At 40.7% G+C, this 14,227-nt stretch carries 20 protein-coding genes; 15 read left to right on the top strand and 5 right to left on the bottom strand.

Going from position 1 to position 14,227, the window contains the following annotated elements; genetic code table 11:
- Positions 1-20: 20 nt before the first annotated feature.
- Positions 21-323, bottom strand: a complete 303-nt coding sequence (locus tag MKP07_RS05500; RefSeq protein ID WP_240845623.1) for a DUF47 domain-containing protein — start codon at positions 321-323, stop codon at positions 21-23.
- Positions 296-667: a DUF47 domain-containing protein gene (locus MKP07_RS05495; protein WP_240845621.1), complete on the bottom strand. Its 372-nt coding sequence runs from the start codon at positions 665-667 to the stop codon at positions 296-298. Before MKP07_RS05495 ends, MKP07_RS05500 begins: the two co-directional genes overlap by 28 nt.
- A 259-nt stretch (positions 668-926) precedes the next feature.
- On the opposite strand from MKP07_RS05495, the gene MKP07_RS05490 reads away from it, so the two are divergent.
- The 7 genes from MKP07_RS05490 to MKP07_RS05460 all read left to right on the top strand — a co-directional run bounded on the left by MKP07_RS05490 (position 927) and on the right by MKP07_RS05460 (position 6,634).
- Complete coding sequence (locus tag MKP07_RS05490) at positions 927-1,328, top strand: carboxypeptidase regulatory-like domain-containing protein (protein ID WP_240845619.1); 402 nt, start codon at positions 927-929, stop codon at positions 1,326-1,328.
- A gap of 5 nt (positions 1,329-1,333) precedes the next feature.
- Positions 1,334-3,703, top strand: coding sequence for an outer membrane beta-barrel protein (locus MKP07_RS41000; protein WP_317235951.1), 2,370 nt, complete (start codon positions 1,334-1,336; stop codon positions 3,701-3,703).
- A gap of 29 nt (positions 3,704-3,732) precedes the next feature.
- Positions 3,733-4,629, top strand: a complete 897-nt coding sequence (locus MKP07_RS05480) for a hypothetical protein (RefSeq protein WP_240845617.1) — start codon at positions 3,733-3,735, stop codon at positions 4,627-4,629.
- 17 nt (positions 4,630-4,646) lie between these two features.
- Positions 4,647-5,225 carry a hypothetical protein gene (locus MKP07_RS05475; RefSeq protein ID WP_240845615.1) on the top strand — a complete coding sequence of 193 codons (579 nt, stop codon included), beginning with the start codon at positions 4,647-4,649 and terminating at the stop codon, positions 5,223-5,225.
- A gap of 191 nt (positions 5,226-5,416) precedes the next feature.
- Complete coding sequence (locus tag MKP07_RS05470) at positions 5,417-5,656, top strand: hypothetical protein (RefSeq protein WP_240845614.1); 240 nt, start codon at positions 5,417-5,419, stop codon at positions 5,654-5,656.
- On the top strand, positions 5,653-5,877 hold the full coding sequence (locus MKP07_RS05465) for a hypothetical protein (protein ID WP_240845612.1): 225 nt from the start codon (positions 5,653-5,655) through the stop codon (positions 5,875-5,877). Before MKP07_RS05470 ends, MKP07_RS05465 begins: the two co-directional genes overlap by 4 nt.
- A gap of 313 nt (positions 5,878-6,190) precedes the next feature.
- On the top strand, positions 6,191-6,634 hold the full coding sequence (locus MKP07_RS05460; RefSeq protein WP_240845610.1) for a hypothetical protein: 444 nt from the start codon (positions 6,191-6,193) through the stop codon (positions 6,632-6,634).
- A 503-nt stretch (positions 6,635-7,137) separates the two neighbouring features.
- Here MKP07_RS05460 and MKP07_RS05455 read toward each other — a convergent pair.
- Positions 7,138-7,314, bottom strand: coding sequence for a hypothetical protein (locus tag MKP07_RS05455; RefSeq protein WP_240845608.1), 177 nt, complete (start codon positions 7,312-7,314; stop codon positions 7,138-7,140).
- Positions 7,315-7,430: 116 nt separating this feature from the next.
- Here MKP07_RS05455 and MKP07_RS05450 point away from each other — a divergent pair, with 116 nt between their 5' ends.
- The 5 genes from MKP07_RS05450 to MKP07_RS05430 all read left to right on the top strand — a co-directional run bounded on the left by MKP07_RS05450 (position 7,431) and on the right by MKP07_RS05430 (position 10,283).
- Complete coding sequence (locus MKP07_RS05450) at positions 7,431-7,679, top strand: type II toxin-antitoxin system ParD family antitoxin (RefSeq protein ID WP_240845606.1); 249 nt, start codon at positions 7,431-7,433, stop codon at positions 7,677-7,679.
- Entirely contained in the window at positions 7,676-7,975 is a 300-nt protein-coding gene (locus MKP07_RS05445; protein ID WP_240845604.1) for a type II toxin-antitoxin system RelE/ParE family toxin, read from the top strand. The genes MKP07_RS05450 and MKP07_RS05445 overlap by 4 nt, the downstream gene beginning before the upstream one ends.
- A gap of 382 nt (positions 7,976-8,357) precedes the next feature.
- The gene (locus MKP07_RS05440) at positions 8,358-8,897 is read left to right on the top strand and encodes a CPCC family cysteine-rich protein (RefSeq protein ID WP_240845602.1); all 540 of its coding nucleotides are present in this window, start codon (positions 8,358-8,360) and stop codon (positions 8,895-8,897) included.
- Between the two features lie 227 nt (positions 8,898-9,124).
- Entirely contained in the window at positions 9,125-9,718 is a 594-nt protein-coding gene (locus MKP07_RS05435; protein ID WP_240845600.1) for a hypothetical protein, read from the top strand.
- A 34-nt stretch (positions 9,719-9,752) separates the two neighbouring features.
- Positions 9,753-10,283 carry a hypothetical protein gene (locus MKP07_RS05430; RefSeq protein WP_240845598.1) on the top strand — a complete coding sequence of 177 codons (531 nt, stop codon included), beginning with the start codon at positions 9,753-9,755 and terminating at the stop codon, positions 10,281-10,283.
- Positions 10,284-10,304: 21 nt separating this feature from the next.
- Here MKP07_RS05430 and MKP07_RS05425 read toward each other — a convergent pair whose 3' ends face one another.
- Positions 10,305-10,544 carry a helix-turn-helix domain-containing protein gene (locus MKP07_RS05425; RefSeq protein WP_240845596.1) on the bottom strand — a complete coding sequence of 80 codons (240 nt, stop codon included), beginning with the start codon at positions 10,542-10,544 and terminating at the stop codon, positions 10,305-10,307.
- A 308-nt stretch (positions 10,545-10,852) separates the two neighbouring features.
- On the opposite strand from MKP07_RS05425, the gene MKP07_RS05420 reads away from it, so the two are divergent.
- From MKP07_RS05420 to MKP07_RS05410, 3 genes are all read left to right on the top strand, one after another.
- Positions 10,853-11,326: a hypothetical protein gene (locus MKP07_RS05420; protein ID WP_240845594.1), complete on the top strand. Its 474-nt coding sequence runs from the start codon at positions 10,853-10,855 to the stop codon at positions 11,324-11,326.
- Positions 11,327-12,061: 735 nt separating this feature from the next.
- On the top strand, positions 12,062-12,589 hold the full coding sequence (locus MKP07_RS05415; protein WP_240845592.1) for a hypothetical protein: 528 nt from the start codon (positions 12,062-12,064) through the stop codon (positions 12,587-12,589).
- Between the two features lie 55 nt (positions 12,590-12,644).
- Positions 12,645-12,989 (top strand): hypothetical protein, encoded by a 345-nt coding sequence (locus MKP07_RS05410; RefSeq protein ID WP_240845590.1) that lies wholly within the window; start codon positions 12,645-12,647, stop codon positions 12,987-12,989.
- A gap of 13 nt (positions 12,990-13,002) precedes the next feature.
- On the opposite strand, the gene MKP07_RS05405 is transcribed toward MKP07_RS05410, so the two are convergent.
- Complete coding sequence (locus MKP07_RS05405) at positions 13,003-14,196, bottom strand: hypothetical protein (protein ID WP_240845588.1); 1,194 nt, start codon at positions 14,194-14,196, stop codon at positions 13,003-13,005.
- Positions 14,197-14,227 lie beyond the last annotated feature (31 nt).

The raw sequence follows: 14,227 nt of genomic DNA, 5'->3' as shown, positions 1-14,227 counted from the left end.
ATATTAGCAAATTTTGCTCTCTAAGCGTATTTAATAATAATAGATTCGATTACATTACCTGCGTCTTCGCATTTATCTGTAACCAATTCCATTACCTGGTAAATGTCTCTTCTTTTAATCAGCTCTTTAGCATCAATATCGCTGTCAAACAGTTTTTCAATGCTCATATCGAATACATCATCTGCCTGGTTTTCGATGCTGTTTATTTTTACAAGGGCTTCGGTTATTAACCTGATCTTTTTCATATCTCTCAGCTCACCCACAGTTGTTTTAACGTGCTGGGAGCCTTGTTCAATCAGTTCTGCCATTTTCTGTATACCCATATCGTTAGGGTTAACGCGGTAGAAGTTGATTTTTTAGCGGCAGAATAAGTAAAGTCAACAATATCATCAAGGGCAGAAGCCAGGGCATGGATATCTTCCCTATCGAATGGTGTGATAAAGTTGCGGCTTAGCTCGGTAAATACATTATGGGTAAGCTCATCACTATCATGCTCCACATCTTCAAGCGCTTTTACCAGGGTATTGCGTTTATCATAATCCGGTTCGGTAACTAATTGTTTTAATAAAGCGCCTGATTTGGCTACGTTTTCAGAGATTTTCTCAAAAAGTTCGAAGAATACCGTGCTGGCAGGTGTGAAAATTTTAAGTATTGAGTTAAGACCCATAACAAATTGTTTTAAATTGATGGCAAAAGTACTTGTTAGATGTTTCTGTTACTTAAAAATAGAGGATTTAATAATTCCTTAATATTGAATTTCAATATTTTTCCGGGCTTCCTGTTGTCTTCCTCCTTAAACATAGCGTTCTTCACAAAAATAGGCATAATTAATATTGGCGTAACATTAGCGTTACAATTTCGTAATATGGCGGTAACGGTCTGGTAACATAGCGAATTCACCTTTGCAGCAAATTAAATGTATGCAATTGAGGTTGTTTATAGCTACAATACTAACGCTTTTTACTGCTGGTTTCACTTACGCACAATCTTTAACCGGTAAAGTAACCAATAGCCAAAATGAACCTGTAGTTGGAGCTTCTGTAAAAGTTACAGGTACTAATCAGGGGGTAAGCACTAATGTTGAGGGGCGATACACATTAGGTCTCGACAGAAGTAAAAAATATGAAATCGAAGTTTCTGCAATAGGATACCAATCAAAAATTATTGGAGATGTAGAAGCTGTAAACGGAGTTTTTAACGAGTTGAATATTACGCTGGAAGTAAAGGCTGGTAACATGGAAGGTGTTACGGTAACTGCAAGAAGAACAACAGCCAGAATGGAAACAGCCGCTTCGGCAATCCAGTTTCAAAAAATACGAATACCGTAGCTTCTATTGTATCTGCCGAAACAATCAGAAGATCGCCCGATAGAAATACCGGTGAGGTACTAAAACGTACACCAGGCGCCAGCTTATTAGATGGTAAATTTCTGGTAGTGCGCGGGCTAGCCGACAGGTATAACCAGGCTATGTTAAACGGTATACTGTTAACCAGCACCGAGCCTGACCGTAAAACTTTCTCCTTCGATATCATTCCGTCTTCCATGATTGATAATATCGTTATCAATAAAGCATTTGTTCCGGAAATGCCCGGCGAGTGGGCTGGTGGACTGATACAGGTTAATACGAAAGACATTCCAACAAAAAACTTTTTGAATATACAGGTAGGAACTGGTTTTAACGCCCAGGCTATCGGAAACGATTTTTACAAGGCCAAAGGAGGCAAACTGGACTGGTTAGGAATAGATGACGGTTACCGTGATCTGCCAAAAAGCTACACAACCAAAAATCAGTTTAATATGCTTACGCCGGCTGAAAAAACAGCTATCGGTAAAGAAATGAACAACAACTGGGGTGCTACAGCAAGCAATGTATCACCTAACGTAAACTTCCAGGCTAACGGCGGATTTGCAAGTACATTGTTTGGGAAAAAAATAGGAGGTACGCTTGCTGTAAACTACAATAAAACCAACAGGTGGGTCCAGATGCTCAACCGTTTTAACTCCTTATCTGAAGGGGTGTTTAGTGCTGATTACAACTATAATGATGATCGCTATAACCAGGAAACCACTTTAGGCGGGTTAGCTAGTTTATCAATGCAGTTCAATAACAATAACAAGGTTAGTCTTAAGTCTATCGTAAACGTAAACACCAATGCTTATACCATCAACCGTCGCGGTGAGAACTTTGTAATGGGCGATCAGGAAGGATATGGAGGTGAAAACACATTTAAGCAAAACACATTTTTTACTACACAGCTTACCGGTGAGCACAGCATTGCAACACCGTTAAAGTTCAAGTGGTATGGATCATTTAACGTGTTGGATGGGTATAGTCCTGATCAGACAAGGTATATGTATTTCCGTACATCGGGCACAACCAATCCTTATTTGCTGCAGATAGGTAATACGGTAACACCAGAGAGTGGTAGCCGTTTGTTCCAGTCGCTCAATGATTATATCTATACGGCAGGTGGCGACCTTGCTTATAATTTTAACCTTTTCGGAAAAAAGCAGACGGTAAAAGGTGGTTATATGTTCCAGGCGAAGGATCGTTTGTTTAACGCCTCTCTTTTTGCAAACTACCTGCCAAGAGATAATGCTTCTTTACGTGGGCTATCGATAGACCAGATATTTGCGCCCGAAAATTTTGGAGATGCATCCAACACCAGCACCCAGTTTGCCTTTGGTTCTATTAATAATGAAAACATGAGGTATATGGCCAACACCATCCTCAATGCAGGCTTTATACAGTTTGACAACCAGTTTTCAGATAAGTTTAGAATGGTTTGGGGTGTTCGTGCCGAGCATTACGATCAGCTTATTGGTAGCGTAAAAACATGGGACAAACGTCATAACCATACCAAGCAACTGGATTTCCTGCCTGGGTTTAACGCTACTTATAAAATCAATACAAAAACAAATTTACGTTTGTCGGGTTCTCAAACAGTTATTCGTCCTGAGTTGCGTGAATTGGTTGACCTGACTATTTACGACTTTGAATTGAATGCGGCAGTATCGGGTGATCCCAAACTGTTGCGTACTAAAGTAACCAACTTAGATTTTCGTTATGAGTTGTATCCTCGCTCCGGCGAAGCTATAACTGCCGGTGTATTTTATAAATACTTCAAAAACCCGATTGAACAACAACTGCAACAAGGTGGTGCGATGTTCACTTTCAGAAACCCCGACGAAGCTACCGCTTATGGTATAGAGCTTGAGTTGAGGAAGAAATTAGATGTTGTAGATGCATTACGCAACTTTACCTTCCAGGCAAACGGGGCTTATATCTATAGCAGGGTAAAAGACCAGGCGGGTGAAATAGACAGGCCGATGCAGGGACAGTCTCCCTACCTGATCAACCTGGCGTTGATGTACGACCTGGAAGAAAAAGGATTTAATACTACGGTATTGTTTAACCAGATCGGACAAAGGATTTATTACCTGGGAGCGTTTGATGCAACCGGCGGTGGTATCCCGGATATATGGGAAGCGCCAAGACCAGTTCTTGACTGGCAGATTAGCCAAAAAATAATAAAGAAGAAAGGAGAAATACGATTGAACGTATCGGATATTTTGAACAAAACACTGTATTTCTACCAAAACGCTGACAGTAAAACCTCTTTTCAAAAGAACACTGATGCCTACCGTTTTACCCGTAAATATGGTACCACGTTCAGTTTATCATTCAACTATTCTCTTTAAAAATTAAAACTATATTAAAACAAAGAAATATGAAAAAGTATATTTTGGGTGTAGCTGCACTTGCTGTACTGGGTTTCACAGCATGTCGCAAAATAGAAATGGATGGCCAACCCATTATAATTGAAGTTCCCGGTCCGGGTGGTGGTACTGGTGGTACAACCGGAAAAACTGTAACGCTTAAGGGTACTATTACAAAGGATACCACTTTAAGAGCTGCCGATAACAACACAATTTCTGGTTTTGTATATATTGATAATGGCGCTACTATTACGATAGAAAAAGGTACCACTGTAAAAGGTGACTACCTGAGCGGTGAAGCATCAACTTTAATCATTAAAAGAGGCGCTAAAATAATGGCGGCAGGTACAGCATCTGAACCCATTGTTTTTACCTCATCTAATCCTAATCCTGTTTCTGGTGATTGGGGTGGAATAGTTCTTTTAGGTAAAGCTTCTATCAACTCTAATAATGCAGGTACCGGTACTACAACCAGGCTGTATGCTCCCGAAGGTGGCTTTAGTAACTCAACCAATGGTGCCGTAGCTGGTTGGGGCGATGCTGTAGCACCAGCCGCTGTAGATAACGACAACTCTGGTGTATTGCAGTATGCCCGTATCGAGTATGCTGGTAACGCTTACTTACCTAACCAGGAAATTAACAGTCTTACCATGGCTGCTGTAGGTAGCGGTACTACTATCGACCATGTTCAGGTATCTTATGCAAAAGATGATGCTTTTGAGTGGTTTGGCGGTACGGTGAATTGTAAATATCTCATTGCTTACAAAACACAGGACGATGATTTTGATACAGACAATGGCTATAGCGGTTCAGTTCAGTTTGGTTTAATTATCCGCGATTCTTCTATTGCTGATGTATCTAAATTGAAGGTTTTGAGAGCGATAACGATGCACAGGGAACTACATTAACTCCACAGACAAGACCGGTGTTCAGCAATATTTCCATCTTTGGTCCAAGAGCTACTGCAGCTAACGTGGGCAACAGTAACTATTTAGGTTCTGCTATTCAAATTCGTCGTAACTCATCTTTATCGCTGTACAATTCTGCCATCATTGGCTGGACAAACGGTATCTTAATTGATGCAGGTACAGGTCGTGCAACTGACCTGAACATTGGTTCTGCAGCAGGTAACGACAGCACACTGCGTATCAGGGGAAATATTGTATTTACATCAAGCTTTGGAACAGCTATGGGCTACACGGTTAACGGTACACCTACCGGTATGAGTGCGGCTACTTTAAATACCTGGTTCCTGGCTTCGGGCAACAGGGTAGTTACTACAGCTCCTGAAGTAAACTTTACACGTCCGTTTGATTACTCAAATCCAGACTGGACTCCAACAGGAAACTCTTTGTTGGTAAACACAACTGCAGGTACAAGAGTGTATGAATTTTCTGATGCTTTAATAGCAGCTCGTCCGTTCATTACACCTGTTACATTTGTTGGTGGTTTAGCTGCCGGTGGTGAATATGCTATCTGGCACAAAGGCTGGAGCAGATTTTAATTTTCTTGTCAACTATAAAGCAAGTAAAAGCGCTTCCCCGGGAGGCGCTTTTGTTTATAAAGAAAGGGTAGCGTTGCATTTATTTGTTTAGAGGGATCATGAAGAGATTAATAGATAACAGCCGTTATAGACATAGTTATTTTAAACGATTTTTCAGCTACGCCACCAAGTGCTTAAATTTGCGTTTTTGTATGAAGAAAATTATATACCTGCTACTTCTTATACTGCCGCTGTGGATAGCCTGTAAAAAGGCTGAGCCCATAAGGAAACCTGTTATAAGGAATGATAACAGCTGGGGAGCTTATGAGCTTTCTGAAATATATACATTAAGCAAGGGCACCATAAGAAAGCCGGACATTGGCTATACCATCAGGTTTTTTTCTATTACGATGACACTTTTAAAAAAGAGTATCAACTTAGTAAGGATGTGAGCAGCTTGCAGGGTAGCTACCAGCTCGACTCCAGCATTAACTGGCTGCACATGAAATATACCACAGAATCTGATTTGGCAAAGTTGCCAGCCAGCCACCCGCTGTTACAAACCATTACGTACAAAGAAGAGCTTTGCTGGTACACCAAAGATTCTTTTATTGCTTATGTAAACGGCGCTGTTACCGACCTGGTGTATATGAAATATAAGCGGTTTAAATAGCGGTTGCTGATAGTATTGGGTTACCGCCTCCGACAGGTGAAAACAAGGGTTGATGTTTCGTTTCATTTTAACTGTCCACTGTTTTTCTATAACCGTAGATAGCTATGTACTAACATAGGCCAATTATTCTGAAGTGATTTTTTTTATCGTTGTTTTAGGCTCCTGATCTTTTTACAAAATTTTAGATTTTATCCATTAGTAATTTATCGTATATTACAGCTGCTAACAGTAACAATGCTCATATTGCCAACCTGTTAACCTGAAAAATTATTTTTTAACCAGGCCCTCCCCAATGGGCCAAAAATGAAAAAGTATGCCAATAAGCAACCTTAACAATGTGCACCTTAGCGCCGAGCAGGTGGCACAGGCGCAGAGTGCGCTCAGCCAGTTAGAACAAGTGTTAACAGCCGTAAACATCAACCTCACGCCCGATGAGCGGCGTAAGTATGGCAGTGTAAACGAGCAAAACAAGCTGTCTATTAACAAGGTTAGAGATTATAACCTTAGCCAGACGAGCTTATCGGCCACCGAAGTAGACTGGAGTGAGTTTAATGCTGACTACCAGAGTCGCACCAATTACGAAGGCATTATTTCGAGGTTGAACAACCTGGTAGACCGGTTGAACAATGCCAAAACCCTGCACGATTACGACAATTATCAATCTGCTCTTACCGATTATGCTTTTACCGCTTATAAGGCAGGCAGCAATGAGCCGGGCTACGAAGAAAAGTGGGCCGGACTGAAACAGTTTTTGTGAAAGCAGGTAAGCCTGCAACAGAAAATCCGGCTGGTTAACCGGAGTGTTGGAAAACTGGGAATACCCCGCCAGCGAAGTATCATCCACTTCCGGCGGGGCTTTTTATTGCTTCCTTTCGGTTGTTTACCCCGAGAAATAGGTTGTATAACCCCAACCGCAGGGTATTGAACCGCACCGGCGCGGTTCGCTATAGGTTCGGATATATGTTTTATAGGTCTGGATAGGTAACAAACCTGTCCGGCCGGATGTGACACCCCGCTACCCCGGTTGTTTACCCCGTGAGATAGGTTGTATAACCCCAACCGCAGGGTGATGAACCGCATCGGCGCGGTTCGCTATATGTCCGGATGTATGTTTTATATGTCTGGATGGGTAATGAACCTATCGGGCGGGGTTTTGCGCCCCGCTGCCCCGGTTAGTTACCCCGTGAGATAGGTTGTATAACCCCAACCGCAGGGTATTGAACCGCATCGGCGCGGTTCGCTATATGTCCGGATGTATGTTTAATAAGTCTGGATGGGTAATGAACCTATCCGGATAAGTGCAGCACCCGGCCGGTGCAGTGCGTTACCCAACCAACCCATTGCATAACCCAGGTGTTGGGGTTCGGAGCCGCAAAAATGGGTTTGCACAACCCCAACCGACCAGTAAACAACCGTTCCGGAGATGTTTTTACACATCTGCACGGGTAATTAAGCGCGTCGCATCAATAAAACAGGGTCGAACGGTTCTGAAAATAGTTTTAAATCATTTATAAGATACCAATATTTGGTATCTTTAATCAAACATTACAATTATGGCAAAGAATACTTCAATATTGCTGGGAGATTATTTTGATAGTTTCATCAATACGCAGGTTCAATCCGGAAAATTTTCGTCTGCAAGTGAAGTAATAAGAGCTGCTTTAAGAATGTTTGAACACGAGGAAGCTAAAAAAACTGAATTGATCAAAGAACTCAAAAAAGGAGAAAAATCGGGTTTTGTAAAAAACTTTGACAGGGCTGCTTTATTGAAAAAACTTCATCAGAAACATAATACCCAATGAGGTTTAAAATTAGCCATGAAGCTCAAAGCGACCTTGAAAATATCTGGCTTTATACTTATGAAAAATGGTCTGTAGAGCAAGCCGACAGATACTATAATCTCCTGGTTGACGAAATTGAATATTTAGCCGAAAATCCTGATGCCGGAAAAAATTATAATCATGTAAGAGCAGGTTATTTATGTTCAAAAGTGAAATTGCATTTTATTTTCTACAAGATTAATACAAAAGAAAATCTGATTGAGGTGATCAGGGTTTTACACCAGCAAATGGACATCGAAAACAGGTTGAACGATTAGCCCGGCTGCTTCTGTAATTTACTAACGTTATTCACACTTGCCGCACCGAGGGGAATCTCTTCTCATATCACTGAATGCCACTAATGCACGAATCATCTAGTGCAGTAAACCAAACGAATGTCGTGGTGAGCCCGCCCGGATGGCCGGTCGGACGGGCTTGTCCGAAGGACTCCTTCGGAGACGAACCATTTTCGGGAGCGCAATGCCTTTTTAAATTACGGAACCCACATGCTGTTTTATAAAAAACAACTACATTAGCAAAACTGCTTGGGAGGCAATGGAACAACAAAGATTGCCCAATAGCTACAAATAATATTATTGACAATTAAATCAAACTTGGAAAGCGTTTTAAGTATTTATAAACGTTTATAAACTACTAATCATGATACTTGTTTCGCATATTTCTGAGTTAGCGGTCAGCTTAAAAGACAACCCTGAAATGAAAGACCAAGAAGATTATATCGACAATTTCAATCAGCGAAGAGAATTCTTTCAGAAGAACTTTGCATTAAAAATCGGCAGACAAAGAACCGATTTAAAAAGCGAAGACATTTTAAAAAACTCTTGCCCAGTTTGTGGCTATTTGACATTGGACGAACGAGATTCGTTTGACATTTGTGCAATATGTTTTTGGGAAGACGATGGAATAGATGACTTTGAAGAGAATAATGACAGCGGACTAAACCACATGACACTTAAAGAAGGACGTGAAGTTTTCCATGAAGCAAAAAGAAAACTATTGACTTCCAACTTTGGTGACGACAACTTAATTGATACTCTGAAAAATAAATTCATAAGTATAGATAATTCAATAGAAGAAAGAAATTTACACAAGACTGAAATAATTGAATTACAAAATGTAATCGTTGACTTGCTAACTAAGAACAAAATATATGGACTTGAAAAACTGTTTGACAAATAAAAGCCGAACCGCTAACAAGGGTTTTGCAATAGTGGGGCGAAACTGCAAAGTTCAACGGTAGTTCTTTGATTGAACTTTTGTACAAAATTGAAGCTTTGTGCTTCTATTCAAGTTCAGTCCTGATTGACAGTTTTGTGCTCCGAAACCCGCCCGAACGCAAAGCCCCGAAACGTTAGTGGCTATATTGTGACAGACTTCAAAAGGAAACAAGGGTCAATCTCATAGACATGAAATCAACAGAGGTTTATAACGAAATAAACAGTTTAGTTTTTCCGGCATTGAAATCTAATGGTTTTAAAAAGACGAAAAGTGGAATGCTTGGATTTTACAAAAAATTGAAAAGTCATTATTTGATTATTTGGTTTCAATGTTCTCAAGACGGGTTTGACCAATATGCCGGTTCCAAATTTATTGTGGAGACACAAATAGGAAGCACCGCTGAAATCGGAGGCAGTTTGCACAGACACAGAATTCCATATTTTTTGACAGAAAACGAATTGGACTACATCAAAAAAACTGAAAACGAAATAAAGGACAAACTTCCTAAGCCACCAAAATCACATTTTATATTTACCATGTCGGAAGACGTGCAGAAATGGTATAAAAAGAAATTTGAGAAGGACCATACATTATATGCCAATTCCAGCGACATTTGGTTTATTTATTTTGACACCAGCGATATTCAAAGGTGGCTCAGAATTCTCAACCCAATAATTGATAGAATAATTGTTGACTACGAAAAAGTGAGTATTAAAAATACAGCAGCTAACATTGGGTTTTATTCAAGTTGGGCTCAACATTGTAACATTCGCAAATTGTAAATCCCGGCTTCATTTTCAGCTAAACTCCCTTGATTTGAAAATACAGATTAACGATACAAATTACTCCTACTATAAAAAGATATGTGAGATAATCTGGTCTCACTATAAGACACTCTTTCCTCCTGAAATGTTGCACGACGATAGCGACCCGGTTGCAATACTCAATAAGTGGGAACAAAAGAGTAAATCAATTGCTAAGCGTGGCCTTAAGGCTGGATTGCAGGATTTAGTTTCAAACATTAAAGAATTTCCCCCAAATTTAAAGCGTTCCATTGACAAGGATCTGGCTGCAAATAACCTTCCCAGTCTAAGGGATTTACAAGGAGTTGTGGAAAAGACCATTGCAAGAGTGCTAAATCGGAGAAAAATAAACAGTTTGGAGGAGTTCTATATAGTTAAAGAGGAAGTGATTGACCAAACTACAGATATGGTTGACGACGTTAGAGTATGCTGGGTAAACTACTTACAGAATTTGAAATTTCAAAAAGCAAGAAAAACGACATATAGCATTGCTCGAGTGGAGACGAATGTTCGCCTGTCCGATAGAATCCTTCGAAGAGCCTGAAGGGTTCAGTCTAAATAAATTTCACTCCTCCAACTCTACCTCAAAATCAAACAATTTCTTAGGCTGAATACCCAAGCCCTTAGCCAGTTCAAGAATAGTTAGTATTTGAATATTAACCTGTCCCTTTTCAATTTTGCTAATCTTACTATGATCAACACTACACAGTTGAGCAAGTTCTCTATAACTTAAATTTTTCTTCTTACGATAAAAAGCCAGCTTGTTCCCTAGCTCTGAAAGAAATTGATCAGCTATATTATCCATCCTGAATTATTTGCCGTAAGGTGGGAATAGTTTAAAAAATATTGTGTAGTCTTTATGGGCTACAATTGAATATTTCTTTCTATATTCGTAATAGAAATTATTTTCGCGTTTACTTCATAAAAATATTTGAAGCATTCGCTTTGAATCTCGAACTGAAAACTGGTAATTTTTAACACACGAGAGGATAAGTAGAATAGCTCACGACCTAGGCGTGAGCTCTCTTGTCTGTGTGTGGGTATACCAGTACCTCAGTTCGGCAAGTTGAGCGCCACGCCTTTTTTGTGCGGGTGCTATTAAAACCACCTGTTATGAACGCCGTTACTACACCTACAACACACCATCCGTTTAACGAGGCCCAATGGCTGCGTATTTTATTTCTTATTGCCGATACCGAGCAATGGTTACAGCAATTGCATAAAGATATTTTTTACCAGCTTCCACTTAAACAGCATAAAAAGCTGTTGCGGAATAATTGGTACCTGAGTGCATCGGTATTGGCACATATACTGGAGCGGCATTATGCACCCATGGCCCGCCACCCCGGCGCGGGTAAGTTTACCATTGGCGTGGAGCGCATTGTTTCCATCATCAAAGAAGCGTTTGCCGCTAGCCCGCAGCCGGTGTCGCAAAGCTGCAATTACCAAAGGGTTTGGGATGCGGGCAGCATCATTGGTTATGATGTGGCGGGGAGTGCTACGCAGTTAGTCACCGTTATTGCGGATGCCGCGGGACGGATTATTACGGCGTTTCCGGGCGTGATAGTTGACAACTCACAGCCATAATTAATCAATTAAATATTGCAAGGTGCCTACACTTATTGAATGGTTAACATGTATATGCCCAAATGTAAAATGTGTTTTTCCACGTTTTTTGCTTGCCCAAAAAAGTGGAGCAAAAAGGGCACCGCCAATCGGTTGCCAGGGCGATTGGCGGAGGAATATCTATTGAACGGTGAGCTTGGCAAATGATCTATTAATATTTGCTTACGCACACCAACTCCCTACCAGTTCAGGCAACTAAATCATGTTTGAGCCCAACGGATGCCTGGCGGCCTTGAAAAAATGTCGTTAAGAAATAATTGAAGTAAGCCGCTAAGAAGCCGCCACTGTTCGAGCCCGTGGGAATTGAGTAATTACACGCACTTCGGGACGAGTTTGGCGGGTTTGGGCTTGCAAAATTATTTTAGCCAATTTTTTCACAGCCCCGTCCGACCGGTCGTCCGGGCGGGCTTGATTTTTGGCTCCACCTTTTTATCCCCGCCTGACCACCTATGATATTTAGTTTGTAGTCGGGCAGGAAGAAAAAGGGGAGGAAAGATTAATAGGAAACAGATTCTATAATACGGTTGATAACAAAACAAACATATATCTATGGGAAGCACCGATCCTAAACATGGTTCGTCTCCAAAGAAGACCTTTGGACAGGCCCGACCGGCCATCCTGGCGGGCTCACCATGACATAACAATATGTTCCTGCTCACTCTCCTAATCTGCAATACAAATCTTAAATAAAACCCAATGAAAAAACACGCCGTTCACTTAAACCGCATTGCAGCAACCTGCAAAGGCAACCCCCTGAAAGCATCGCCAATAGGCATATTAAAAGAATTTTTCAACTACGCCACATATGCGGAGCACGCCAACGCCTTTGATGCGTTTTGCAGAGCTGCACTCGAAGAGAAGTATTGCTGGCGAAGGGGCAGTCCGGCCAACCTGCTGCATTATAGCCAACAGCTGGAGCTATTGATAGAAGCAACTTACCTGCTATATATAAAACCTCAACAATCCGGCAAACAATCACCTGTCACAACACGGCAAAAGGAGGATAATTTTTTGAAAGCTTTCTTTAGTCAGGTATCTATAATGAAATGGAAAAGATGGTTGCAGGCTTTTACTCATGCGGCGCTGTCAGGCAGCTCGGTGGCAGATGAAATGGAAGCAATAAAACTGTATCAATTTATAACCGGCATAAAGCAGCTGTTATCTATAACCGCTCTTATTTTAAACAAGAGCAGCAAAGGCATAAACCTGGTTACAATTACTTAACACAGGTGTTGTTGCATATCGAAAACTTTACTCGTTTACCTGTAAAAATCTGATTATGAAAATAAAACTACTACTAATTGCCTTTGCCCTGATTACGATGTTGGGTTGTAATAAATCTGAAGGATCGAAGAAAACCGGCGACCCCACAGAGGATCTGGCCTGGTTAAAGAAGATAAAAATTGAGCAGGCTAAAAACTGCACCTGCATTCCGTCTATATGGCAAGCTACTTATGAGGGTGCCACCATTTACGAAACAGGCTGCGCAGGACCGGCATGTCAATGTATACATCTTTACTATACGGAAAAGGGAGAAGCTGTACCAGGTTCAGAAGAAAGCAATCGTGTTACTTTTTTGTCGAAAATAAAAGACAGGAAAGAATTGTGGTCCTGTGGTAAGTAAATGCAGGGAGCTATTAATTATCTGGTGTATAAGCGTAGGCTACTTCAAAATGTTCTTTCTTTAGTTCGGGTAATAACTGCCCGATCTCTAAGTCCATTCGTTGTGGTGTGGGTTCGCAAACCGAATATTTGGCGCCCTTATATTCGATAGTGTTACCTACCGGCTTGTCGAACTTTACTGCAATGGTAACATGCTTGGGATAAGCGAGCACGATCATGGGCAGGTTGTAAATTTCCTTCACCAGGAAAAAGAATAACCCCACGCGGTCTTCACAATCGCTGTAGGGCGACAGCAGGGTCTGTTCTGGAGACAATCTCTTTTCATCGCCATACACTTTAGTGTCTACATCAAATGCAAAAGCGTAGCGGGTAAAATGCATGAGGTAATCAACACCGCTTTTTACATTTAATCCCTTTAACTGTTTTTTTAGCAAACTGATCAAAGATTGATAGGTGGCATTGCTGAGCGGTATATTAATAAAATCCTTGTACTCTACTGCCGGATAATTATTAAACAGGTTTTTGATCTGCGAATTGATCTTGATCTTAAAATTATAGTCGGAAGAGTTATAAGTAAACTGGAGCTCTTTATCGATATAATCCGTATCATTAAAATTGGGCAACTTATCTATTTTATAAGAGAAGGTTTTGGTAAAGGCTGGCAGCCCTATTGCTACTGGCTTAAACGGTTCCTTGTCGAAGTCGATATTGCTGCCATAGTCGTGGTAGTTGAGGCATACGTATTGTTTACTGTCTTTTATTCGGTAAGGGATATTGTAGATATTCTCGTCGCACTGAATATAAAATAATAGCCGTCCGTTGTTTTGGCTCAGCATAGTACCATATCCCGAATGCACCATAAAATACCACTTATATAAAGTATACCGTAGGTAATTATCTGCTTTAGGACTGATTTGCTCAGCTGTTTTTCGAACCAACTGGTAAAATAACCAGTCGTCTGCTCGCTGTGTTTGCCGGTAGTTGGTGAGCATGGTAAAAATGCTGCTATAATCAGCTTTAGACACTTCATTATAGAACTGTTGTATAGAAGCATCTGTAAAGTTTTTCTCACCAAAATTTACAAATTGCTGGTCGTTAAATGCAAATGAAATCCTGTCTCCATAAAAATTAAAAGAAACACTCCTTTCAGTGGCCCATATGCAAAAGGGCAGCAAAGCAAACGATAATATGATCAGCAACTGTTTCATGAGCAACTTACTTAAAGTTACAAAACATAAC

The organism is Paraniabella hibiscisoli (assembly GCF_022512515.1).
GTDB lineage: Bacteria > Bacteroidota > Bacteroidia > Chitinophagales > Chitinophagaceae > Niabella > Niabella hibiscisoli.
Note: the sequence above shows the minus strand (reverse complement) of the source record. Positions and strands in the feature narration are given on the sequence as shown.

Coding starts and splice junctions, on each gene's coding strand:
- MKP07_RS05445 (WP_240845604.1), top strand. CDS start 7,676: ATGAGGTTTAAAATTAGCCATGAAGCTCAAAGCGACCTTGAAAATATC.
- MKP07_RS05470 (WP_240845614.1), top strand. CDS start 5,417: ATGAAGAAAATTATATACCTGCTACTTCTTATACTGCCGCTGTGGATA.
- MKP07_RS05420 (WP_240845594.1), top strand. CDS start 10,853: ATGAACGCCGTTACTACACCTACAACACACCATCCGTTTAACGAGGCC.
- MKP07_RS05425 (WP_240845596.1), bottom strand. CDS start 10,544: ATGGATAATATAGCTGATCAATTTCTTTCAGAGCTAGGGAACAAGCTG.
- MKP07_RS05460 (WP_240845610.1), top strand. CDS start 6,191: ATGCCAATAAGCAACCTTAACAATGTGCACCTTAGCGCCGAGCAGGTG.
- MKP07_RS05410 (WP_240845590.1), top strand. CDS start 12,645: ATGAAAATAAAACTACTACTAATTGCCTTTGCCCTGATTACGATGTTG.
- MKP07_RS05455 (WP_240845608.1), bottom strand. CDS start 7,314: ATGTGTAAAAACATCTCCGGAACGGTTGTTTACTGGTCGGTTGGGGTT.
- MKP07_RS05480 (WP_240845617.1), top strand. CDS start 3,733: ATGAAAAAGTATATTTTGGGTGTAGCTGCACTTGCTGTACTGGGTTTC.
- MKP07_RS05450 (WP_240845606.1), top strand. CDS start 7,431: ATGGCAAAGAATACTTCAATATTGCTGGGAGATTATTTTGATAGTTTC.
- MKP07_RS05500 (WP_240845623.1), bottom strand. CDS start 323: ATGGGTATACAGAAAATGGCAGAACTGATTGAACAAGGCTCCCAGCAC.
- MKP07_RS05405 (WP_240845588.1), bottom strand. CDS start 14,196: ATGAAACAGTTGCTGATCATATTATCGTTTGCTTTGCTGCCCTTTTGC.
- MKP07_RS05440 (WP_240845602.1), top strand. CDS start 8,358: ATGATACTTGTTTCGCATATTTCTGAGTTAGCGGTCAGCTTAAAAGAC.
- MKP07_RS05495 (WP_240845621.1), bottom strand. CDS start 667: ATGGGTCTTAACTCAATACTTAAAATTTTCACACCTGCCAGCACGGTA.
- MKP07_RS05415 (WP_240845592.1), top strand. CDS start 12,062: ATGAAAAAACACGCCGTTCACTTAAACCGCATTGCAGCAACCTGCAAA.
- MKP07_RS05435 (WP_240845600.1), top strand. CDS start 9,125: ATGAAATCAACAGAGGTTTATAACGAAATAAACAGTTTAGTTTTTCCG.